We start from the raw sequence: 20958 nt of genomic DNA, 5'->3' as shown, positions 1-20958 counted from the left end.
TACGCACCCCGGCGACGGCCGCTACGCAACACGCCCGAGGCGGTCAGGAACGGACCAGACGCGCGATAGCCGCGGAGGCTTCGGCGAGCTTGGCTCGGCCCTTTTCCGGGGCCTCAAGCCCCTCCTCGGCCACGGCACGCGTGACGCAATGACTCAGGTGCTCGTCCAGCAGGTTCAGCGCCACCGACCGCAAGGCGCTGTTGACGGCGCTGATCTGGGTGAGGACGTCAATACAGTACTTGTCCTCGTCGATCATGCGCGCGATGCCGCGCACTTGACCTTCGATGCGACGCAGCCGCTTGGCGTAGTTGTCCTTCTGCTGCGTGTATCCGTGTGGTGCTGTCATCACTCTCCAAATGCCGGCCGGGCGCGCGTGATACTCGCATCTTACCCTAATACCCCAATGGGGTATTAACCTTGGATTGTGCGGGTTTTTCTGGGAGGACGCTGCACCGCATAATTGGGCCATGCCCGAAGCCGATATCAAACCCCGCAGTCGTGACGTCACCGACGGCCTGGAGAAGGCCGCCGCCCGTGGCATGTTGCGGGCGGTAGGCATGGGCGACGAAGACTTCGCCAAGCCGCAGATCGGGGTCGCGTCGTCGTGGAACGAGATCACGCCGTGCAATCTCTCACTGGACCGGCTGGCCAAGGCAGTCAAGGAAGGGGTGTTCGCGGCGGGCGGCTATCCGCTTGAGTTTGGGACGATCTCGGTGTCCGACGGCATCTCGATGGGACACGAGGGCATGCACTTCTCCCTGGTGTCGCGTGAGGTGATCGCCGACAGCGTCGAAACCGTCATGCAGGCCGAGCGACTCGACGGCTCGGTGCTGCTGGCCGGATGCGACAAATCGCTGCCCGGAATGCTCATGGCCGCAGCGCGTCTCGATTTGGCGGCGGTGTTCCTCTACGCGGGCTCGACATTGCCCGGGCGGGCCAAGCTTTCCGACGGCAGCGAACGCGAGGTCACGATCATCGACGCCTTCGAGGCGGTGGGAGCATGCTCTCGAGGATTGATGAGCCGAGCGGATGTCGACGCCATCGAGCGGGTCTTCTGTCCCGGCGAGGGGGCTTGCGGCGGCATGTACACCGCCAACACCATGGCCAGCGCCGCAGAGGCACTTGGCATGTCGTTGCCGGGCAGTGCGGCACCGCCGGCGACCGACCGCCGTCGCGATGGGTTCGCACGTCGCAGCGGTCAGGCCGTCATCGAACTGCTGCGCCGCGGCATCACCGCCCGCGACATCCTGACCAAGGAGGCGTTCGAAAACGCAATCGCGGTAGTGATGGCATTCGGCGGATCAACCAACGCGGTGCTGCACCTGCTGGCAATCGCCCAAGAAGCAGACGTCGCGCTGTCCCTCGACGACTTCAGCCGAATCGGTTCCAAAGTGCCGCATTTGGCCAACGTCAAGCCGTTTGGCAACTACGTGATGATCGACGTCGACCATATCGGCGGTGTCCCGGTGGTGATGAAGGTGTTGCTGGATGCCGGTCTGCTGCACGGTGACTGCCTGACGGTCACCGGTCAGACGGTGGCCGAGAATCTCGCCTCCATTGCCCCGCCGGACCCGGACGGCAAGGTGTTGCGTGCGCTGGACAATCCGATCCATCCGACCGGGGGGATCACCATCCTGCGCGGATCGCTGGCGCCGGAAGGCGCGGTGGTCAAGTCCGCCGGTTTCGACTCCGAGGTGTTCGAAGGCACCGCAAGGGTTTTCGACGGCGAGCGGGCCGCACTGGACGCACTCGAAGACGGCACCATCACCGAGGGGGACGCCGTGGTGATCCGCTACGAGGGCCCCAAAGGTGGGCCTGGGATGCGGGAGATGCTTGCCATTACCGGCGCGATCAAAGGTGCGGGCCTCGGTAAGGATGTGCTGCTGCTGACCGACGGCCGGTTCTCCGGTGGGACGACCGGCCTGTGCGTGGGTCACATCGCACCCGAGGCGGTCGACGGTGGACCAATCGCGTTTCTGCGCAACGGCGATCGGATTCGCCTCGACGTGGCCGGGCGCACGCTCGAGGTACTGGCCGATCCGGCTGAGTTTGCCGCCCGGCAAAAAGATTTCACCCCGCCACCGCCGCGCTACAAATCGGGCGTACTGGCCAAGTACGTCAAACTCGTCGGCTCGGCCGCGGCAGGGGCGGTGTGCGGCTAACCCCACCCTGGCCGGGATCGGTCGGCCAGGGTTAACGAATTGTCTTCTCGTTGAGCCGACTTCGTGGCTACGCGTGGGTAGCCGTCGAGCGCGTGCGCATGCCGAAGTAGGTGGCGGTCAAGCCCAAGAAGGCCACCAACGCACCGGCGAGGATGTGCGACCACATCATGCCCGCCGTCCGCGTGATTCCTTGCAGAATCCACGGCGAGAAGATGAGCCATACACCGAGCACCGGCATCGTCCAGGTCATGCCGTGCGTGCGGTCCAGCGCCGAAGCGAACCCGTAGGCCAGGTATGCGACCGCGATCCCGACGATGAGGTCGCACCCGGCGAGCCGTCTCGTGTCGTTGAAACCAACGATCCACGGGGACGCAGCCACATACAGCCCTGCAAGCATCGTCAGGCCGAAGGTGATCTGCGCGCTCATCGACTCGGCGGCGCGCTCGAAGCTCTCGCGCAGAGCCAACAAGTCGGGGTGGTGATCAATTGATGAATGGACCGTACTCATTTTGCAACCTTTCTGTTATGCAGCAAGCGGTTTAAGCCTTCTGCAACCCATCCATCTGCTCCAAGATTACGCTCGATTTCTCGACGCCAGCAACGATCCGGCTTGCCAGATGACTTGGGGCCAAGCGATTTCCAAAACGGTACGTGCTGGCGTCATGGCGGCGATACCATCGTGCAACCGCCCGTTAGTACACACCGAGGTGCCTAATGACGTATGTGCTGGTCTCACCGGACATGATGGCCTCGATGGCCGCCGATATAAAGAGCATCGGCACGCTTTTGGCCGAGGGCAACGCGGTGGCGGCCAGCACGACGTCGAACGTGGCCAGCGCGGCGGCCGACGAGGTATCGACAGCAATCGCGGCACTGTTTTCCCACCACGCGACGGATTATCAGATGCTGGCCCGGCAGGCGGCGGCCTTTCATGACCAGTTCACGAGCAACCTGCTGGCGGGCGCAAATTCGTATATCGCCGCCGAGGCCACCAACGCAGCGGACGGGCTGATGGCGGTAATCAACGCGCCCACCCAGACGCTACTGGGGCGCCCACTGATCGGTAACGGCGCCAATGGAACAACCGTCAACGGTGTCGGGACCGCTGGCGGGGCGGGCGGCATCTTGTATGGCAACGGCGGCAACGGTGGGGCCAGCACCAACCCGGGAGCACCCGGCGGCGCCGGCGGCTCCGCTGGCCTCATCGGCAATGGCGGCATCGGCGGACAAGGCGGAGCCGGTGGGACCGGCGGCGCCGGCGGCAACGCCGGATTCCTGTTCGGCACCGGCGGAGCGGGTGGCGTCGGCGGAACCGGTGCCGCCGGTGCGACCGGAGGCGCCGGAGGCGTGGGCGGCACGGGCGGCGCCGGGGGCGGCGGCAGCCTGTTCGGCACCGCCGGAGCCGGTGGCTTCGGCGGTGCCGGCGGCGCCGGCGGTCAGGGCTTGGCCGGCCAGGAGGGCGGTGCCGGTGGCGCCGGCGGACACGGTGGAGTCGGCGGGGCCGCCGGCATGTTCGGCCGCGCCGGCGCGGGGGGTGACGGCGGCACGGGTGGCGTTGGAGGGGCCGGCGGTGACGGCCTGACCGGCGGCTTCAACAGTCCGGCCGGCCGCGGCGGCGCTGGTGGCGTCGGTGGCGACGCCGGCGCCGGCGGCAACGCGGGCACCTTCGGCGTCAATGGCAGTGGTGGTAGCGGCGGGGACGGTGGCGCGGGCGGGACCGGCGGCACCGGCGCCGCCCAGCTGGAAATCGGCCCCGGAAAGGGCGCCGGCATGGGTGGCCACGGCGGCGCCGGCGGCGCCGCCGGCGCCGGCGCGGCCGCGGGCACCGGCGGGTTGGGCGGATCGGCCGGCGGCTACGGCAACGGCGGACGCGGCGGCGACGGCGGCGCGGGCGGGGCCGGGCTCAGCGGCGCGGACGGCACCGGGGCCAATGGCACCGTCGCGGGTTCCGGGGGTGAGGGCGGCACCGGAGGTAACAGCGGCGCCGGCGGCACCAACGGCGACGGCGGCAACGGCGGTACCGGCGGTGCGGGTGGCAACGGCGGTTCCGGCGCCCCGGACAGCGGCAGCGGCGGCGGCGCCGGCGGCAACGGCGGCAAGGGCGGCCTCGGCGGCTTCAGCGGTGTCGCCGGGACCGGCGGGAGCGGCGGCACCAACGGCACCGGCGGCACTGGCGGCGCCGGTGGCGCTGGCGGCGCCGGCGCCGCTGGCGATGCCCACACCGGCAACCCGGGTGGCGACGGCGGCCTGGGTGGCGACGGCGGCGACGGGGGACCCGGTGTCCCCGGTGGCACCAACGGCAATGGCGGCGCGGGCGGCGCCGGCGGCGCCGGCGGCGCGGGCGGCTCTGGCACCCCCGACGTCGGTTCCGGTGGCGGTAATGGCGGCATGGGCGGCGACGGCGGTGGCGGTGGCACCGGCGGCTGGCCGGGACAACGCGACGAACCGGCCAGTGGCATCGCGGGCATCGGTGGCGCGGGCGGCGCCGGCGGGGCCGGTGGCAGCGGCGCCGACGCCGAGGCTGGGTCCGGCAATTCCGGCGGCTTCGGCGGCGACGGCGGCGATGGCGGCTACGGCGGCTACGGCGGCAACGGCTGGAACAGCCCCGGCGCCAACGGCGGCGACGGCGGCGCGGGCGGCACCGCCGGCGAAGGCGGCCTTAATGATTCCGGCGTCCAGGCCGATTCTGGCGCCGGCGGCGACGGCGGCGACGGCGGCGGAGGCGGCTACGGCGGTGCCGGCGGCATCGGTCAGCCCGGCTACGTCGGCGGTGTCGGCGGCACCGGCGGCGCCGGCGGGGATTCGGTCAATGGAGTCGCCGGCAACGGCGGCACCGGCGGCACCGGCGGCGGCGGCGGTTATGGCGGCCCGGGCAGCCAATCGGCGGGCCTCCCCGGAGGAATGGGCGGCACCGGCGGCACCGGCGGAGCCCCAGGGTCAGGCGCGACCAACGGCGTCGGCGGCAACGGCGGCACCGGCGGCGAGGGTGGCGGCGGCGGCCAGGGCGACACGGGCGACGGCGGGGCAGGCTATGCCGGCGGAATCGGCGGCACGGGCGGCCACGGCGGCGCCCCTGGCGCCGGCGGCATCGGCGGCAACGGCGGCACGGGCGGTTACGGCGGCCCGGGCGGCTACGGCGACGATGGCGACGGCTCGGCAGGCTACGCAGGCGGAATTGGTGGCACCGGCGGCACCGGCGGTACCGCCGCACCGGGCGGCATCGGCGGCAACGGCGGTGGCGGCGGCTACGGCGGCACCGGCGGCGACGGCGACACCGGAGACAACTCGGCTGGCTACGCCGGCGGAGCCGGCGGCGTAGGTGGCACCGGCGGCGTCGCCGGCCCCGGCGGTGCTGCCGCCGGCGATGGCGGCCCGGGCGGACTGGGCGGCAACGGCGGCGACGGTGGCACCGGCGGCACCGACCAAACGGGCTTCCAGGGCGGAAAGGGCGGCGCGGGCGGCGACGGTGGGGCCGGCGGTGCGGCCGGTGCCGGTGCCAGCAACGGCAGCGGTGGCACCGGCGGCCAAGGCGGCATGGGCGGCACCGGCGGTCAAGGCGGCGTCAACGGCAGCACCTTCGCCGGTGAGGCCGGTGGCCAGGGCGGCACCGGAGGCGCCGGCGGCGCGGGCGGACAAGCCGGCTCCGGCGCGGGCGCTGCGGGCAGCGTCGGCAACGGCGGCACCGGCGGTCAAGGCGGCACCGGCGGCGTCGGCGGCACCGGGGATGATGACGGCGACGGCGGCACCGGCGGTCAGGGCGGTACCGGCGGCGCCGGTGGTGCCGGCGCCTCCGGCCTCGTCAGCGGCCAGGCCGGCGGTGCCGGTGGGAAGGCCGGCGACGGCGGCACCGGCGGCGTCGGGGGCAGCGGGTCCGGCAGCGGCAGCGGTGGCGACGGCGGTCAAGGCGGTGACGGCGGCGTCGGCGGCGACGGCGGCGATGGCGACGGCGCGTCCGGCGGCAAAGGCGGCGACGGCGGTCAGCCAGGGGGCGGCGGCCAGGGCACCCCACCGGGCGGCGTCACCGGCGGCCCCGGTGACCTCGGCGCGGACGGCCTTGACGGCCAAACCCTCTAGCCTCGTCCTCGAATGGATCTCCTTGACCGGCTCCGGCTCGACGTTCCGGTCGGCCAGGCCGGAATGGGCGGCGGCCTTGCGGGTGCAGCGCTGGCGGTCGCAGTCGCCAAGGCTGCGACCTCGGCCTCCTCGGCCCGGCCACAACCCGCCAGCTACCCGCCTCGATCGATCGGATTCGCGCCGAGGCGCCGGGTCGTGCCGTTGCGCTAAACCTGTTGCTGCCCTACGCAAGTTTGGCGGGTCTGAGCGGCTCGTCAGGCACCTGCGCGACGCCGGGAGCACCGCACCGGCTCTGGGCTTTCTGCCGCAACCCCTGAGCCCGCGTTGCGCGATTCCAACGAAACGCTAGCCGCAGGTGTTTACCAGATACCCGTATAGGGTATAGTGAGCCTCGAGTCAACCAGCGGGACTTCGGTCCCCCGTGAGAGATGAGGGTGAGAAACATGGCGAATTACGAGGCCGGAACCGTGCTGACCTGTGGCCATGAAGGCTGCGGCTGTCGCGTTCGAATTGAAAACGAGTGCCATTGCTCTGGCTCCGGTGAGCCCTACCGCTGCACCTGCGGCGACGAGTTGGTCCCAGTCAAGTAGTTCGGGCACGCCGGTCGTGCGTCACCGACCGAATGCACGACCGGCCAACTCGACTTCGGCGGCCAGTTTCAGGTCGATCGCCGAAGCGCCCACTGCCACGCGGTAACCACCTGGATCGATGCGCCAGCACCCGGCGTCATAGCGTGCGAGCAATCGCGGATCGGCTGCGATGGTTACCCGATGGGCCTGACCCGGTGCAAGGTCGACCCGCTGGAATCCCAGCAGCCGCAACCGCGGTCCAATGGGAGCGGCGGTCAGGTACAGCTGCGGGATGTCCGCCCCGGCGCGGTCGCCGGTGTTAATGATGGTGAAACTGGCGGTCACGGTGTCCCCGCCCGTGACCGCCAGCTCGCTGTAGTCGAATCGGGTGTACGACAAACCGTGACCGAACACGAACAGCGGGCTCTGGCTCGTTCGTGCGAACCAGCGGTAGCCCACCTCGGCGCCTTCGGAATAGCGGATGGTGCTCTGGGTGCCCCACGGGGCGCCGAGGTGTGGCAGCTCCGGACGCGGTGTCTGCGCGAGATCGGCCGGGAAAGTGATCGGCAGCCGGCCCGACGGATTCACCTGTCCGGCCAGGACTTCCGCGATGGCCTGACCACCGGCCTGACCCGGATACCACGCCTGCACTATGGCATTCACCGAGTCTCGCCACGGCATGACGACTGGGTTCCCGGTCTCGAGGACGACGACGGTATTCGGGTTGACCGCGGCGACCGCAGCGATCACCGCATCCTGGCCCCACGGCAGCGACAGGTCGGGGATGTCGACGCCCTCCCCCTCGACGCGGATCGCGAACACAATCGCAACGTCTGCCCGTCGCGCCGCCAGCGCCGCTTCGGCCGGGCTGATGCCTGGGTCAAACTCGATCTGCGCGTTGGGAAACCGCTTTCGCAGCTCGTCAAGCGGGCTTGACGGCAGCAGGTAGAGGTTGCGCAAGCCGCCCGCCAGGCCGGGCCCGCCGATGGGGATCACCTCGGCGTAGCCCCCGGGCGGGACGACGGCACTGGACCCGCAGCCGGTCGGCACGCCGCGCTGGGCATATCCGCCGATGACAGCAATCCGCGCACCGGGTTTCAGCGGCAGCGCGCCCTGGTTTTGCAGCAGCACGATTCCCTGCCGGGCGATCTGCAAGGCAATCTCGTTGTGCGCGGCCATATCCGGTGCCGACGCGGGTTCCCACCGGTCGATTCCGACCGCGAACATCGAGCGTAGGATGCGCCGAACCATGTCCGAGAGCCGCTCCTCGGACAACTCTCCGTCGCGGTAGGCGGCCCGCAGTCGGTCGCTGAAAGCCTCCGACTGCCACAGCAGGGCATCGATCTGCGCCCCGCATTCTTGGTCCAGGCCGGCAATCGCACACTCCCAGCTCGGTGTCCCACCCCAATCGGACATCACCCAACCGCGGTATCCCCAGGCACCTTTCAGCACATCGGTGATCAAGCCCTGGTTAGCGGCGGCATAGACGCCATTGACCTTGTTGTAGGCGGTCATCACGGCACCGGGGTGCCCGCGCTCGATGGCGATCTCGAAGGCCAGCAGGTCGGATTCGCGGTGTGCATCGGGATCGATGACCGCGTCCAGCCAGTGCCGGTTGGTTTCGTTGCAGTTCAGCGAGAAGTGCTTGGTCGTCGAGATGACATGTTCTTGCTGTATGCCGATGATCGACTCCGCGGCCATGATGCCACTCAAAAGCGGGTCCTCGGAAAGGTATTCGAAGTTGCGGCCATTGCGCGGATCGCGGGTCAAGTTGATCCCACCCGCCAGCAGCACGTTAAACCCGCGGCCGCGTGCCTCCCGGGCGATCGCCTGGCCCGAGGTGCGGGCCAGCGCCGGGTTGAAGCTGGCGGCCAGCGCCAGGCTGGCCGGCAGCGCGGTCGCGGTGTCACCTGGGCGGTATCCGGGGTTGGTGACGCCCAGGCTGGCGTCGCTCATCAACAGGGCAGGCACGCCGAGCCGTAGCACCCCCGGCACATAGCCGGCACTCATCGGGGTGCCCTCCGGAATTCGCCCGTCGCGCAGCGGCCACAGTTCACTCTTCCCCATGACCCCGACCAGCAGTGCGAATCGCTCGTCGTCGGTCATCTGCATCTCGACCTCGCGAGCCCGGCCGTCAGGGTCTAGGGAGTCCACCGCACGCCCTCTTTCGCATACACGACCCGCAGCACGTGGCCGAGTTCGGGTCCCATCACCAACTCGGTCAACGTGCAGATCGTTGCCACGAACTGCGGCCCATGCGGGGGCGGGACCTGGCACAAATGGTGCGCGATTTCGTGCAGCACTACCAGCTCACGCATCGCCCAGTCGGCGGTATCGCGGTCGGGAACGGCGATAACGCCTGCGCCGTCACGGTTTTCGTAATGTGCGGCGGTGGCCGCCCGCCGTGCCCGTACCGCCAGCGGCGCCACCTGCGGCCAGTGCTGCCGCACCGACGGCAACGCGAGCACGTCGTCAACATAGCGCTGAACGGTCGCCACCGATCCGAACCGTCCTTCCGGCGGCAGCGTCAACTGGGTACCGAAGAACTCCACCGCGGGTGAGCCGTGTTGGGCCGCACGGTCAAACAACGTCCGGACGAATACCTCAGCCGCATATACCCTGGCTCGCTGGGAGTCTCGTCGGGACACATCGGCCACAGTCACCGGTCCAGCGCTGTCCGCGCCCGGGGTAGCTCGGGACTGTTCCCCAGCCGCGCTCGCCTGCCCGCCCGGTCACCGGCTCGCCGCGCCGCCGACGAATACCCGGCCGTGGCCCTGCTGGCCCGCCAAGTACCGCGCGCCTTCGAGGCGCTGCGGTAGTAGTCGCGCAACTCAATCTCCTTGTCCCGCAACGCGAGGGCGGTTCCCGGTGCACGACCACGGTCCTCGGTGACCTCGCGCCGGGCCTGTTCTCGAGCCTCGGCGAGCCGTTGCCCGACCCGGACCCCGAACGCCAGCTGGAAGTTGAGCCGGGCGGTGATCGTCGGCGTCGGCCGGTGCGCACCCGAGGCGAGGTAGGCGTCCGATGCCCGCACCATCTGCACAACCAGGCTGGCGTACAACGCGTGGCTGGCGTCGATGTCCTCGCTGAACCCGTACGCGTAGACGAACGTCGAATTCGACGCAATGTCACAGCGCACGTCGTTGGCCGCCGCGATGAGCACGAAAAGTTGCACGTACGTGCGCAATCCGCGGGTGCCCGCGGTGCCGATGGTAATGGTGCGCTGCGTCGGGGCCTGCGCCGGCGACCGGTTGGACGCATGCGACCGCGCCACCGCCAAGTCTATGGATGCCGCCGTGGCCAACCGCTGCGCGGCGCTCATGAACGCGTCAGCCTCGTGCGGATTGTCGGTGCCTTCGGCCTGACGCAGTAGCGCGGCGATACGGGACAGCATCTTGTCGTCAGTCATGGCGCCAAAGTACCCAAATGGTAAGACATCCGGGCTACAGCCGTTTGGTGATCCAGGCGACCACATCGTCGAGCACCTGGTTGCGCTCCGGCTCGTTGAAGACCTCGTGGTACAGCCCGGGATATTCCTTCAGCTCGACATCGGCGGATCCCACACACTCGACCAACCGGCGGCTGCCGTCGATGGGGATCAACCGGTCGGCGGTGCCATGCACCACGAGCAGTGGGGCCGTCAAGGCCGCGGCCCGCCGCGGCATGGTCTCACCGACCTGCAGCAGCGCCCGGCCAAGACCGGCGGGCACCCGCCCGTGATAGACCATCGGGTCGGTGATGTAGGCCTCCACCACCTCGGGGTCGCGGGATATCGCGTCGATGTCGAGTTCCTGCACCGGCAGGCCGGGCGCCACCACGCCGAGGACTTTGGCTGCGAGCGCTACGACGGGATGCACCAGGTCCTGTGCGGCCACTGCCGGCGCCGAGAGCACCATCAGGTCGTAGTTATCCGGGCGTTCGACACCGTAGGCGAACACGATCCCCCCGCCCATGCTGTGCCCAAGCACAATGCGCTTGCACCCGGGGTGCTCCCGGGTGGCGATGCCGACGAGGGTGTCGAAGTCGGCGGTGAACTCGGTGATGTCTCGCACCACGACCCGCTTGCCGCCCGACCGGCCGTGGCCACGGTGGTCGAGCGCGTACGTGACCAACCCAGCCTCGCCGAACCGTTGCACGACATGGTCGTAGCGGCGGGCATGCTCGCCCAGACCGTGCGCCAGCACGACCACCGCGCGCGACGGGGTGTCCGGGGTCCAGACGTCATAAACGATGTCGACACCGCCGACACCGTCGAAATTTCGTTCAGTGTGGGTGGTAGTCATCATGGGCAGCGTAATGGCTCCTCGCGCGGTGTTGTCAGAGACTCTGCGTAGGCTCGTTTGAGTGAGTGTGCTCGCACAGAATTCTCAAGACGAGCTCGGTGGCGACTTCTCCGCCCATGCTGAGCCGTACCGGCGCGAACTGCTCGCGCACTGCTACCGAATGACCGGGTCGCTGCACGATGCAGAGGACCTGGTGCAGGAGACCCTGCTGAGGGCCTGGAAGGCCTACGACCGGTTCGAGGGAAAGTCTTCGGTACGGACGTGGCTGCACCGGATCGCCACCAATACCTGCTTGAGTGCATTGGAGGGTCGGCAGCGCCGCCCGTTGCCGACGGGTCTGGGAGCGCCCAGCTCGGACCCGACCGGGGAGCTGATGGAACGCACCGAGGTGCCATGGCTGGAGCCGCTGCCGGACGTAGCGGACGACGCCGCCGATCCCTCAACGATCGTCGGCTCCAGGGAATCGGTGCGGTTGGCATTCGTGGCCGCGCTGCAGCACCTGTCACCTCGGCAGCGGGCGGTGCTGTTGCTGCGCGACGTGCTGCAGTGGAAGGCCGCCGAGGTGGCCGACGCGATCGGTGCGACCCCGGTCGCCGTCAACAGCCTGCTACAGCGGGCCCGATCCCAACTGGAATCCGTCCGGCCCAGCACCGAGGATCGGCTGATGGCCCCGGAGTCACCCGAGGCGCAGGATCTGCTGGCCCGCTACATAGCGGCGTTCGAGACCTATGACATCGACCGGCTGGTAGAGCTATTCACCGCCGAAGCGATCTGGGAAATGCCGCCGTACACAGGCTGGTATCAAGGCGCGCAGAACATCGTCACCCTTATTCGCCAGCAGTGCCCTGCCGAATCTTCCGGCGATATGTGCATGATCCCGTTGGTCGCCAACGGCCAGCCCGCCGCCGCGATGTATATGCGCACCGGAGATGCGCACTTACCCTTTCAGCTCCACGTGTTGGACATGACCGCCGACCGAGTGTCGCATGTGGTGGCCTTTCTTGACGACACGTTGTTCCCGAAATTCGGTCTGCCCGAACGCCTTTGACCGCCGAACGTGGGCTCATGCCACGTTTCCGCGCAGAAAGCGTGCATCAATCCCACACTCGCCAAGCCACGAACAACCCGCGGCACGCAGCGCGGCACAGGTGCGCGCGACTACGACAGCGGGCCGGTATCGCAACAGGTCGCTGCTGACCCGGACGATCCGCCAACCGAGTGTGCTCAGCTCCGCGGAGCGGTCGATGTCAGCCGTGCGTTGGGCGGGGTCGGTCCAGTGTTGGGCACCGTCGAACTCCACACCTACCTTGCATTCTTCGTAGCCCATATCCAGCCGGGCGAACGGAATACCGAACCTGTCGCCGATCACGATCTGCGTCTGCGGTTTAGGGAGGCCAGCGCGCACCAGGAGCAGCCGGGTCCGGGTTTCCTGCGGCGATTCAGCACCCCCGTCCATCAGATCCAGCACCTGCCGCAACTGGACAATGGCCCGCGATCCGCGATGCCGGTCCGCGACCGCTTCGATATCTACCGGGTTCAGACGGGTCGCATGCGCCAGTGCGTCGAGCCGAATGACAGCGGTGTTGAGCCCCTTGCGCCGGCCCAGGTCGAAGGCCGTCCGCGCCGGGGTCGTCACCGGAATGCCCCGGACAACGCCGATCTCGTCGTCGCAGAGCTGCTCGCGGTGGATGACGATTGAACCGCTGCACGCCTCAGCTCGATTCAGCTCCGCAGGCAGCCGTGGGTCGATCCAACGTGAACCGTGGAGGGCGGCAGCAGACAACCCGGCAACGGTGGCATTCCGGCCCGACCACAGCCACGCGGCGACTGCCCGGGTCACGGGCGTGGGGGATTGACCTTTGGGCAGGTAGACATTGCGATAGACCATCTCATGGCGGCTGCGCAGCGTCCGTCTGGTCACCAGCCCCGCTGACAGCGCCTCCGTGCCGACGAACGGCCAATCCTGCGCCATGGCGCACAGGTTTTCAGCGTCGACCGACAGCAGCTGCCGAATGTGGGCTTCTGCCACGCCTTCTGTGGATAAACGTGCCTCAACCCCACACTCGGCAACGACTAGCCTGAACTCATGCCGGCTACGGTAGAGATCAGGCGCGCCGCCGACCGCGCCGTCACAACCACTTCCTGGCTTAACTCCCGACACTCGTTCTCGTTCGGCGACCACTACGATCCGGCCAACACCCACCACGGGCTGCTTCTGGTCAACAACGACGACGTCGTGGCACCGGCGGCAGGTTTTGATACCCACCCGCATCGTGACATGGAGATCGTGACCTGGGTGCTCAGTGGTGCACTGGCACACCAGGATTCCACGGGCAATCACGGAGTGATCTATCCTGGGCTGGCCCAACGTATGTCGGCCGGCAGCGGAATTCTGCATTCGGAGATCAACAACTCGGCCACGGAGCCAGTGCATTTCGTACAGATGTGGGTAATCCCCGACACCACCGGCATCTCCCCGAGCTACCAGCAACATGAAATCGGCGACAAGCTGCTGAGCGGGGGCCTGGTGACCATCGCGTCGGGCATCCCCGGACTCGACGCAGCGATCACCCTGCATAACCACAGCGCGGCCCTGCACGGCGCCCGGCTAGAACCGAGCGACGCCGTCAGCGTGCCTTCAGCGCCATATCTGCACATCTTCGTCGCACGTGGCCGGCTCACCTTAGAGGGCGCCGACACCCTCAATGAGGGAGATGCGGTGCGGTTCACCGACGCCGACGCCCGGCTGCTGACGGCAGACGAGCCGTCGGAAGTGCTGATCTGGGAGATGCACAGCAAGCTGGGTGGTTCGGCAACATAGAGTGGCCACGACAGACAGGAGCCAGCATGTCTCAATCGCGGCCGCGCCACTCGGCTCCGAACCCCAAGCGGAACATAAAAGCGCTTCGTACCGTACGGTTCTGGGTGGCGCCGATCGGCATCACATTGGCCCTGATGTCGGCGCTGGCGGCGCTGTACCTGGGCGGCATCTTGAATCCCACCACCAACCTGCGGCACTTCCCCATCGCCCTGGTGAATCAAGACGCCGGACCAGCGGGCAGGCAGATCGCTGACGGTCTGGTCGCCGGGTTGGACAAGAACAAGTACGACGTCCGAGTCGTGTCGCGTGACGAGGCCAAGCGGCTGCTCGACCGGGCCCAGGTGTACGCCGAGGCGGTGATACCGCCGACCTTTTCGTCGTCACTGCGGGAGTTCGGGGCGAGCGCGTTGACGGCGACCCGCGCGGATCGGCCGACGATCACCGTCTCCACCAACCCGCGCGCGGGAACGCTGGGATCAAGCATCGCCGGCCAGACCCTGACCCAGGCGTTAGCGGTGGCCAATACCAAAGTGGGCGAAAGACTTTCGGCAGAAGTTGCGGCGCAGACCGGTGGCGCGCCACTGGCCGGAGCGTCGGCGGTAGGGCTTGCCAACCCCATCGATATCAAGTCAACCGTGTACAACCCGCTGCCCAACGGCACCGGCAACGGTCTGTCCGCGTTCTACTACGCGCTCTTGCTGCTACTGGCCGGCTTTACCGGCAGCATCGTGGTCAGCACCTTAGTGGATTCGTTGTTGGGTTATGTACCAGCCGAATTCGGCCCCGTCTACCGCTTCGCCGAACAGGTCAACATCTCGCGATTCCGCACGTTGTTGGTCAAGTGGGGAGTGATGGTGGTGCTCGCCCTGCTCACCTCGGGTGTCTACATGGCAATAGCGCACGGGCTCGGCATGCCCATTCCACTCGGCTGGGAACTGTGGGCCTACGGGGTGTTCGCCATCAGTGCCGTCGGTATCACGTCCAGTTCGCTGATAGCGGTGCTGGGATCGATGGGACTGTTGGCCAGCATGTTGATCTTCGTGATCCTCGGGTTGCCGTCCGCGGGTGCGACGGTACCGCTGGAGGCCGTGCCGCCATTCTTCCGCTGGCTGGCCGAATTCGAGCCGATGCACCAGGTATTCGTGGGCGCGCGGTCACTGCTCTACCTCAACGGCCACGCTGACGCCGGCCTATCGCAGGCGTTGACCATGACCGCTATCGGCCTGGTCATCGGGCTATTGCTGGGCGGTGTCATCACACACCTGTACGACCGCAAGGGCTTCCACCGCATTCCGGGCGCGGTCGAGATGGCGATCGCCATGGAACACCAAGCGCAGCACCAAGCGCGCGAGAAAGCACGCGAAAGTGCGGCCGAAACCTCAAGCGAGCAAACGTAATTCCAGCGCGGCCGAACCGTCACGGGGCTGTTACTAAAGTTGACAGTGCTACTGGTGTGACTAATGGTTTGATGGTTGCATCAGGATTCGGGCCGAAAGGGCAACCGTGCTGTCACGCGTCCTCAAACTGGCGGGTCGGCTGACGGCCGGCTGCGCAGCACTGGCTGTCTGTGCCACGCTGGCCACCGCCACGGGACGACCGGTCGCACGTGCCGCCGACGGCCGCGAGATGCTCGAGCAGGCAATCGCCACCACCAAGGGCTCCTACCTCGTCTACAACTTCGGTCCCGGCCATCCCACGCCGCTGCTCAACGGTGCCGGACACTGGTATGAGATGAACAACGGCGGCCACCTGATGGTCATCAAGAATGCTTCGCAGCGACTTCAACCGCACCTGCTGGTCGACACCCACCAAGGTGACCAAGCACGCTGCGAACACAACCCGGGGGCCCGCACCGGCGAAGGGCTGTGGCAGGCATCGGAGATCTACCCGCCGCTGCAGGCGTGGCTGCGGATGGGACAACCGACGATCGCGATCAACGCGAACTTCTTCGACGTGCGCCCGCAGAAAGGCGGCAGCTGGCGCACGACCGGCTGCAGTTCACCGCTCGGCGCGTTCGTGGACAACACCCATGGCCAGGGCCGAGCCAACCAGGCGGTCACCGGCACCGTCGCCTATCCCGGCAAGCAAGGTCTTTCGGGCGGGGGCGAGAGCTGGAGTTCGCTTACCACGATGATCATTCCCGTCGGTGGTGCACCATATGTGTTGCGGCCCAAGGGCAGAGAGGATTACGACGCCGCCACTCCGGTCATCCAGGACCTGCTCAACAAGAACGCGAAGTTCGTCGCGGTGGCCGGGATCGGGCTGCTGTCGCCCGGCAACACCGGGCAGCTGCATGACGGTGGTCCCAGTGCGGCGCGTACCGCGCTGGCCTACGTGAAGCAGCGCGACGAGATGTACATCTTCGAGGGCGGCAATTACACGCCGGACAACATTCAGGACCTGTTCCGCGGCCTGGGCAGCGACACCGCGGTCCTGCTGGACGGCGGTGGGTCGTCGGCGATCGTGTTGCGCCGCGACACCGGCGGCATGTGGGCCGGCGCGGGCTCGCCAAAGGGTTCGTGCGACACCCGACAGGTCTTGTGCGACTCGCATGAGCGAGCGCTGCCCAGCTGGTTGGCATTCAACTAAGTTTCAACGGCCTAGAAAAAAGGCAAGAAGAATATCTTCCAAAAATCCGTCAACGGGAAAGCCTCAGGGAAGAACGCCGACAATAATATGTAAAGCGGCAAATATGACAGGGCTATGGGAATCCAGAAGGGCCAAAGGAACAAGAGAGCTATTCGGTTGAGCAGAGAATCGATATAGCTATTTATTGCGGTGCTCATCTGGTCCAACCAGGTGATACCGGCGCCGGCGGCCGCGGCCGCGGTGGCGGTCTTTGGCTGAAGTAACGACGCGTTGGCGGCATCCGCGCTGGCGTAGGAGCTCGCACTCGCCGTCAACTGTTGCATGAACTGCCCATGAAACGCCGCCGCTTGCCCGGCCAGCTTCTGATAGTCGTCCGCGTGCTGGGAGAACAGCTGAGCGATGCCCGCCGACACCTCGTCGGCAGCCGCGGGCAGCAGGGTGCGAGTCCGGGTTGCCGCTGCCGTGTGCGCCGCGCCAAGCGCCGAGCCGATGCCAGCCAAATCCGTTGCGGCCGCCTCCATCACCTGCGGCACTGTCACTACAAACGACATGTCTGCCTCCCCCAGATTCGGTATCGCCGGTCGATATTTCGGTGTAGAAGATCATTTTGTCCTATGGTGCGTTGCAGCCTCAACTAGTAAATGCCTCAGGCCTGAGTTTGGACACCTCCGATGATTTTGACGCTGCGTAGTTCCCTGACCTGGCATTTTGGCCGCGAGGGTGGGTGTTTCGGGGTACTAACCGGGTAGGTTCGTGCGGTGGCGTACGTGCGGAAGGTGCGCACTGCCTCGGGTGCGGTGGCGGTGCAGGTGGCGCACAAGGACCTTGGCCGGGTAGTGATCCTGGCGCATCTGGGTTCAGCGCATACCGATGCTGAGCTGGGCATTCTGCTCGATGCGGCCCAGCAGATGGTCCTCGATGGCCAGGCCGCCCTGGATTTCGAAGTCTCCGCCCGCGCCCAATCGGTGGCCGATGTGGCCGACTTCCGGGCGCAGTCGCTGATCGCAGAACAGCCCAAGCCCACAGCCCCCGCACCCGTGGTGCCGCCAGGTCGCACGCTGGGCACGAACTCGCGGCTGCTTTATGACGTGCTCGCCCATGTGTATGACTGGCTGGGTTTCGACGCAGTCGGCGATGTGGTGTTCCGGGATCTGGTGATCGCCCGGATCGTGGAGCCGACCAGCAAGATCGACGCGTTGCGGGTGCTGGCCGATCTCGGGGCAGCGCTGGTGTCATATAAGACGATCGACCGCCACGTCCGCAGCATCCATGCCGGTCCCGCTCGGGATGTGGTCGCCGCGAAATGCTTTGAGCACTCCCGTGATTGCGGTGGCCTGTCGCTGTTGCTCTATGACACGACCACGCTTCATTTTCAGGCCGAGCACGAAGATGAGCTGCGACGGGTCGGATATAGCAAGGACCGCCGCGTCGACCCGCAAATTGTCGTCGGACTGCTGGTGGACCGCATGGGGATGCCTTTGGAGATCGGCTGTTTCGAGGGCAACACCGCTGAGACGACCACCATCGTTCCGATCATCGGCAGCTTCGTCGAACGCCACCGCCTGGCCGGCATTCCGATGGTGGTGGCTGCTGACGCCGGGATGCTCTCTGCGACAAACCTCAAGGCCCTCGACGATTTGGAGTTGTCGTTCATCGTCGGGTCCCGGATGACCAAAGCCCCTGGAGATCTGGAGTCCTATTTCCATTGGAACGGCGATGTTTTCACCGACGGGCAGATCATCGACACCGTCACACCACGGCACGGCAACAACACTGTCAACGACTGCAACAAGCGCGCTGAACCAGTCTGGGACCCCGAAGCTCATCCGGGCGCCTGGCGGGCAGTCTGGGCGTATTCGGCCAAGCGAGCCCGCCGCGACCAGAAAACCCTGGCCGCCCAGGAAGCCCGCGCCCGGGCCATCGTCGACGGCACGAGGCAGGCCAAGGCCGCCCGATTTGTGACGGTCCGCGGCGATGACCGCACCATCGACGAGGCCAGCCTCGCCCGGGCTCAATCCCTCGTAGGTCTGAAAGGGTATGTGACAAATGTGCCGGTCACAGTGATGCCAGCCACCGAAGTCATCGCGAAGTACCACGAGCTGTGGCACGTGGAGAAGTCCTTTCGGATGTCAAAGAGCGACCTCGAAGCGCGGCCCATGTTCAACCGGATGCGCGATGCCATCGAAGCTCACCTGACCCTCGTCTTTGCCGCCCTTGCCGTCTCTCACGTCATCCAATCGCGCACCGGGGTATCCATCGCCAAAGTCGTCAAACAACTACGCCCGCTACGCAGCGCCACCATCACCATCAACGGCGCCACTCAGACCTTCCCACCAGCGATCCCCGAGGCCGAGCGCAAAATCCTCACCGACCTCGGCTTCAAACCCGGGTACTAAGCCAAATGTCCAAACTCAGGAGATCTACCCGCCGCTGCAGGCGTGGCTGCGGATGGGACAACCGACGATCGCGATCAACGCGAACTTCTTCGACGTGCGCCCGCAGAAAGGCGGCAGCTGGCGCACGACCGGCTGCAGTTCACCGCTCGGCGCGTTCGTGGACAACACCCATGGCCAGGGCCGAGCCAACCAGGCGGTCACCGGCACCGTCGCCTATCCCGGCAAGCAAGGTCTTTCGGGCGGGGGCGAGAGCTGGAGTTCGCTTACCACGATGATCATTCCCGTCGGTGGTGCACCATATGTGTTGCGGCCCAAGGGCAGAGAGGATTACGACGCCGCCACTCCGGTCATCCAGGACCTGCTCAACAAGAACGCGAAGTTCGTCGCGGTGGCCGGGATCGGGCTGCTGTCGCCCGGCAACACCGGGCAGCTGCATGACGGTGGTCCCAGTGCGGCGCGTACCGCGCTGGCCTACGTGAAGCAGCGCGACGAGATGTACATCTTCGAGGGCGGCAATTACACGCCGGACAACATTCAGGACCTGTTCCGCGGCCTGGGCAGCGACACCGCGGTCCTGCTGGACGGCGGTGGGTCGTCGGCGATCGTGTTGCGCCGCGACACCGGCGGCATGTGGGCCGGCGCGGGCTCGCCAAAGGGTTCGTGCGACACCCGACAGGTCTTGTGCGACTCGCATGAGCGAGCGCTGCCCAGCTGGTTGGCATTCAACTAAGTTTCAACGGCCTAGAAAAAAGGCAAGAAGAATATCTTCCAAAAATCCGTCAACGGGAAAGCCTCAGGGAAGAACGCCGACAATAATATGTAAAGCGGCAAATATGACAGGGCTATGGGAATCCAGAAGGGCCAAAGGAACAAGAGAGCTATTCGGTTGAGCAGAGAATCGATATAGCTATTTATTGCGGTGCTCATCTGGTCCAACCAGGTGATACCGGCGCCGGCGGCCGCGGCCGCGGTGGCGGTCTTTGGCTGAAGTAACGACGCGTTGGCGGCATCCGCGCTGGCGTAGGAGCTCGCACTCGCCGTCAACTGTTGCATGAACTGCCCATGAAACGCCGCCGCTTGCCCGGCCAGCTTCTGATAGTCGTCCGCGTGCTGGGAGAACAGCTGAGCGATGCCCGCCGACACCTCGTCGGCAGCCGCGGGCAGCAGGGTGCGAGTCCGGGTTGCCGCTGCCGTGTGCGCCGCGCCAAGCGCCGAGCCGATGCCAGCCAAATCCGTTGCGGCCGCCTCCATCACCTGCGGCACTGTCACTACAAACGACATGTCTGCCTCCCCCAGATTCGGTATCGCCGGTCGATATTTCGGTGTAGAAGATCATTTTGTCCTATGGTGCGTTGCAGCCTCAACTAGTAAATGCCTCAGGCGTTTTGCGATCGGCCGGTCCGAACCGGAAGATCACCATGCTCACCGCGATCACCGCGGCTGCCAGCGTAAGAACCGGTGCCACGGTCACCCTCGAAAGCGTCGCGCCCAGTATGGCGCCGCCGCACATCGACGCAACGACGCTGTAGCGCAAGCCTTCTCGATGGCCACCGCCGCCAGCAAGTCGGCTGTCCGCCCCGAGGGAGACGATCGTTGACGTCAACACCGTGGTGCTGAGTTCCTGAATGCCGAATTCGCGCGCGCTGGCGTTCTGCATACCGAAGGTCACCGCGAGCCCACCCAGCAGAAAAAGCTTGGTGTTGTCGTAGTAGTGCAGAACCCCCGCGCCGGCCAGAATCGACAGCACCAATAGGTTGCAAACCTCGATGCCAAGCACGGTGGTGATCCACCGCCGCGGGTTATGGCTGAGCATTCGCAACAGGCGGCCACCAATGACCGCGCCGATGACAAATCCGGCAAAGGCCACGATCCCGGCGGTCAGATCGATATTGGATTTCACGAACCAGAATCCGAGAAAGATCACGTTTCCCGTCATGTTGGCGACGAAGACATGCCCCAGCACCAAGACGCTGATCGCGTCGGCCAATCCGGTCGCGAAGGTCAGCAGCAATAGCGCAGCAATCGTCAGGCGGTGGAATACCGGCGAGCTGATGGCCATGGCTT

18 protein-coding genes and 2 pseudogenes are annotated in these 20958 nt (G+C 66.8%); 10 read left to right on the top strand and 10 right to left on the bottom strand.

Annotation, left to right across the window (positions count from 1 at the left end; all coding sequences use genetic code 11):
- Positions 1 to 43: 43 nt before the first annotated feature.
- Positions 44 to 346: a metal-sensitive transcriptional regulator gene (locus AADZ78_RS01710; RefSeq protein WP_085248945.1), complete on the bottom strand. Its 303-nt coding sequence runs from the start codon at positions 344 to 346 to the stop codon at positions 44 to 46.
- Positions 347 to 467: 121 nt separating this feature from the next.
- On the opposite strand from AADZ78_RS01710, the gene ilvD reads away from it, so the two are divergent.
- Positions 468 to 2162, top strand: a complete 1695-nt coding sequence (gene ilvD / locus AADZ78_RS01705) for a dihydroxy-acid dehydratase (protein ID WP_085248946.1) — start codon at positions 468 to 470, stop codon at positions 2160 to 2162.
- Between the two features lie 67 nt (positions 2163 to 2229).
- On the opposite strand, the gene AADZ78_RS01700 is transcribed toward ilvD, so the two are convergent.
- On the bottom strand, positions 2230 to 2670 hold the full coding sequence (locus AADZ78_RS01700; protein ID WP_085248947.1) for an SPW repeat protein: 441 nt from the start codon (positions 2668 to 2670) through the stop codon (positions 2230 to 2232).
- Positions 2671 to 2876: 206 nt separating this feature from the next.
- On the opposite strand from AADZ78_RS01700, the gene AADZ78_RS01695 reads away from it, so the two are divergent.
- From AADZ78_RS01695 to AADZ78_RS01685, 3 genes and pseudogenes are all read left to right on the top strand, one after another.
- The gene (locus tag AADZ78_RS01695; RefSeq protein WP_085248948.1) at positions 2877 to 6236 is read left to right on the top strand and encodes a PE family protein; all 3360 of its coding nucleotides are present in this window, start codon (positions 2877 to 2879) and stop codon (positions 6234 to 6236) included.
- 12 nt (positions 6237 to 6248) lie between these two features.
- Positions 6249 to 6463, top strand: a pseudogene (locus AADZ78_RS01690) (nitronate monooxygenase); the annotation flags it as partial.
- Positions 6464 to 6664: 201 nt separating this feature from the next.
- Positions 6665 to 6826 carry a metallothionein gene (locus tag AADZ78_RS01685; RefSeq protein ID WP_139828501.1) on the top strand — a complete coding sequence of 54 codons (162 nt, stop codon included), beginning with the start codon at positions 6665 to 6667 and terminating at the stop codon, positions 6824 to 6826.
- A gap of 21 nt (positions 6827 to 6847) precedes the next feature.
- On the opposite strand, the gene AADZ78_RS01680 is transcribed toward AADZ78_RS01685, so the two are convergent.
- The 4 genes from AADZ78_RS01680 to AADZ78_RS01665 are packed head-to-tail and all read right to left on the bottom strand — an operon-like array spanning position 6848 to position 11088.
- A complete protein-coding gene (locus tag AADZ78_RS01680; RefSeq protein ID WP_204903532.1) occupies positions 6848 to 8917 on the bottom strand; it encodes a beta-glucosidase in 2070 nt (689 codons plus the stop codon).
- A 29-nt stretch (positions 8918 to 8946) separates the two neighbouring features.
- Positions 8947 to 9468 (bottom strand): TIGR04338 family metallohydrolase, encoded by a 522-nt coding sequence (locus tag AADZ78_RS01675; RefSeq protein ID WP_085248950.1) that lies wholly within the window; start codon positions 9466 to 9468, stop codon positions 8947 to 8949.
- Positions 9465 to 10214, bottom strand: coding sequence for a DUF2786 domain-containing protein (locus AADZ78_RS01670; RefSeq protein WP_085248951.1), 750 nt, complete (start codon positions 10212 to 10214; stop codon positions 9465 to 9467). Before AADZ78_RS01670 ends, AADZ78_RS01675 begins: the two co-directional genes overlap by 4 nt.
- Positions 10215 to 10248: 34 nt before the next feature.
- A complete protein-coding gene (locus tag AADZ78_RS01665; protein ID WP_085248960.1) occupies positions 10249 to 11088 on the bottom strand; it encodes an alpha/beta hydrolase in 840 nt (279 codons plus the stop codon).
- Positions 11089 to 11149: 61 nt separating this feature from the next.
- Here AADZ78_RS01665 and AADZ78_RS01660 point away from each other — a divergent pair, with 61 nt between their 5' ends.
- Positions 11150 to 12136: a sigma-70 family RNA polymerase sigma factor gene (locus AADZ78_RS01660; RefSeq protein WP_085248952.1), complete on the top strand. Its 987-nt coding sequence runs from the start codon at positions 11150 to 11152 to the stop codon at positions 12134 to 12136.
- A gap of 15 nt (positions 12137 to 12151) precedes the next feature.
- Here AADZ78_RS01660 and AADZ78_RS01655 read toward each other — a convergent pair whose 3' ends face one another.
- On the bottom strand, positions 12152 to 13060 hold the full coding sequence (locus AADZ78_RS01655) for a DUF559 domain-containing protein (RefSeq protein WP_085248961.1): 909 nt from the start codon (positions 13058 to 13060) through the stop codon (positions 12152 to 12154).
- Between the two features lie 114 nt (positions 13061 to 13174).
- On the opposite strand from AADZ78_RS01655, the gene AADZ78_RS01650 reads away from it, so the two are divergent.
- The 3 genes from AADZ78_RS01650 (at position 13175) to AADZ78_RS01640 (ending at position 16498) form a co-directional block, all read left to right on the top strand.
- Positions 13175 to 13909: a pirin family protein gene (locus AADZ78_RS01650; protein WP_085248953.1), complete on the top strand. Its 735-nt coding sequence runs from the start codon at positions 13175 to 13177 to the stop codon at positions 13907 to 13909.
- A gap of 26 nt (positions 13910 to 13935) precedes the next feature.
- On the top strand, positions 13936 to 15306 hold the full coding sequence (locus AADZ78_RS01645; protein ID WP_085248954.1) for a YhgE/Pip domain-containing protein: 1371 nt from the start codon (positions 13936 to 13938) through the stop codon (positions 15304 to 15306).
- Between the two features lie 79 nt (positions 15307 to 15385).
- Complete coding sequence (locus AADZ78_RS01640) at positions 15386 to 16498, top strand: phosphodiester glycosidase family protein (RefSeq protein WP_204081652.1); 1113 nt, start codon at positions 15386 to 15388, stop codon at positions 16496 to 16498.
- Positions 16499 to 16509: 11 nt separating this feature from the next.
- On the opposite strand, the gene AADZ78_RS01635 is transcribed toward AADZ78_RS01640, so the two are convergent.
- The gene (locus tag AADZ78_RS01635; protein WP_085253378.1) at positions 16510 to 17049 is read right to left on the bottom strand and encodes a PE family protein; all 540 of its coding nucleotides are present in this window, start codon (positions 17047 to 17049) and stop codon (positions 16510 to 16512) included.
- A 207-nt stretch (positions 17050 to 17256) separates the two neighbouring features.
- On the opposite strand from AADZ78_RS01635, the gene AADZ78_RS01630 reads away from it, so the two are divergent.
- Positions 17257 to 18894 carry an IS1634 family transposase gene (locus AADZ78_RS01630; RefSeq protein ID WP_085248516.1) on the top strand — a complete coding sequence of 546 codons (1638 nt, stop codon included), beginning with the start codon at positions 17257 to 17259 and terminating at the stop codon, positions 18892 to 18894.
- A gap of 10 nt (positions 18895 to 18904) precedes the next feature.
- A pseudogene (locus tag AADZ78_RS01625) lies at positions 18905 to 19624 on the top strand (phosphodiester glycosidase family protein); the annotation flags it as partial.
- An 11-nt stretch (positions 19625 to 19635) separates the two neighbouring features.
- On the opposite strand, the gene AADZ78_RS01620 reads toward AADZ78_RS01625, so the two are convergent.
- Positions 19636 to 20175 (bottom strand): PE family protein, encoded by a 540-nt coding sequence (locus tag AADZ78_RS01620; protein ID WP_085253378.1) that lies wholly within the window; start codon positions 20173 to 20175, stop codon positions 19636 to 19638.
- A 79-nt stretch (positions 20176 to 20254) separates the two neighbouring features.
- Entirely contained in the window at positions 20255 to 20953 is a 699-nt protein-coding gene (locus AADZ78_RS01615) for a YoaK family protein (RefSeq protein ID WP_085252099.1), read from the bottom strand.
- Positions 20954 to 20958 lie beyond the last annotated feature (5 nt).

The sequence above is a fragment of the Mycobacterium riyadhense genome, from assembly GCF_963853645.1.
GTDB classification, from domain to species: domain Bacteria; phylum Actinomycetota; class Actinomycetes; order Mycobacteriales; family Mycobacteriaceae; genus Mycobacterium; species Mycobacterium riyadhense.
The sequence above is the reverse complement of the archived record's forward strand: the minus strand, read 5'-3'. Positions and strand labels throughout refer to the sequence as shown.

Bases quoted from the DNA above. Each gene is read 5' to 3' on its own strand.
- AADZ78_RS01655 (WP_085248961.1), bottom strand. From the start codon at position 13,060: ATGGCGCAGGATTGGCCGTTCGTCGGCACGGAGGCGCTGTCAGCGGGG.
- AADZ78_RS01635 (WP_085253378.1), bottom strand. From the start codon at position 17,049: ATGTCGTTTGTAGTGACAGTGCCGCAGGTGATGGAGGCGGCCGCAACG.
- AADZ78_RS01695 (WP_085248948.1), top strand. From the start codon at position 2,877: ATGACGTATGTGCTGGTCTCACCGGACATGATGGCCTCGATGGCCGCC.
- AADZ78_RS01615 (WP_085252099.1), bottom strand. From the start codon at position 20,953: ATGGCCATCAGCTCGCCGGTATTCCACCGCCTGACGATTGCTGCGCTA.
- AADZ78_RS01665 (WP_085248960.1), bottom strand. From the start codon at position 11,088: ATGACTACCACCCACACTGAACGAAATTTCGACGGTGTCGGCGGTGTC.
- AADZ78_RS01685 (WP_139828501.1), top strand. From the start codon at position 6,665: ATGAGGGTGAGAAACATGGCGAATTACGAGGCCGGAACCGTGCTGACC.
- AADZ78_RS01650 (WP_085248953.1), top strand. From the start codon at position 13,175: ATGCCGGCTACGGTAGAGATCAGGCGCGCCGCCGACCGCGCCGTCACA.
- ilvD (WP_085248946.1), top strand. From the start codon at position 468: ATGCCCGAAGCCGATATCAAACCCCGCAGTCGTGACGTCACCGACGGC.
- AADZ78_RS01620 (WP_085253378.1), bottom strand. From the start codon at position 20,175: ATGTCGTTTGTAGTGACAGTGCCGCAGGTGATGGAGGCGGCCGCAACG.
- AADZ78_RS01645 (WP_085248954.1), top strand. From the start codon at position 13,936: ATGTCTCAATCGCGGCCGCGCCACTCGGCTCCGAACCCCAAGCGGAAC.
- AADZ78_RS01670 (WP_085248951.1), bottom strand. From the start codon at position 10,214: ATGACTGACGACAAGATGCTGTCCCGTATCGCCGCGCTACTGCGTCAG.
- AADZ78_RS01680 (WP_204903532.1), bottom strand. From the start codon at position 8,917: ATGCAGATGACCGACGACGAGCGATTCGCACTGCTGGTCGGGGTCATG.
- AADZ78_RS01710 (WP_085248945.1), bottom strand. From the start codon at position 346: ATGACAGCACCACACGGATACACGCAGCAGAAGGACAACTACGCCAAG.
- AADZ78_RS01700 (WP_085248947.1), bottom strand. From the start codon at position 2,670: ATGAGTACGGTCCATTCATCAATTGATCACCACCCCGACTTGTTGGCT.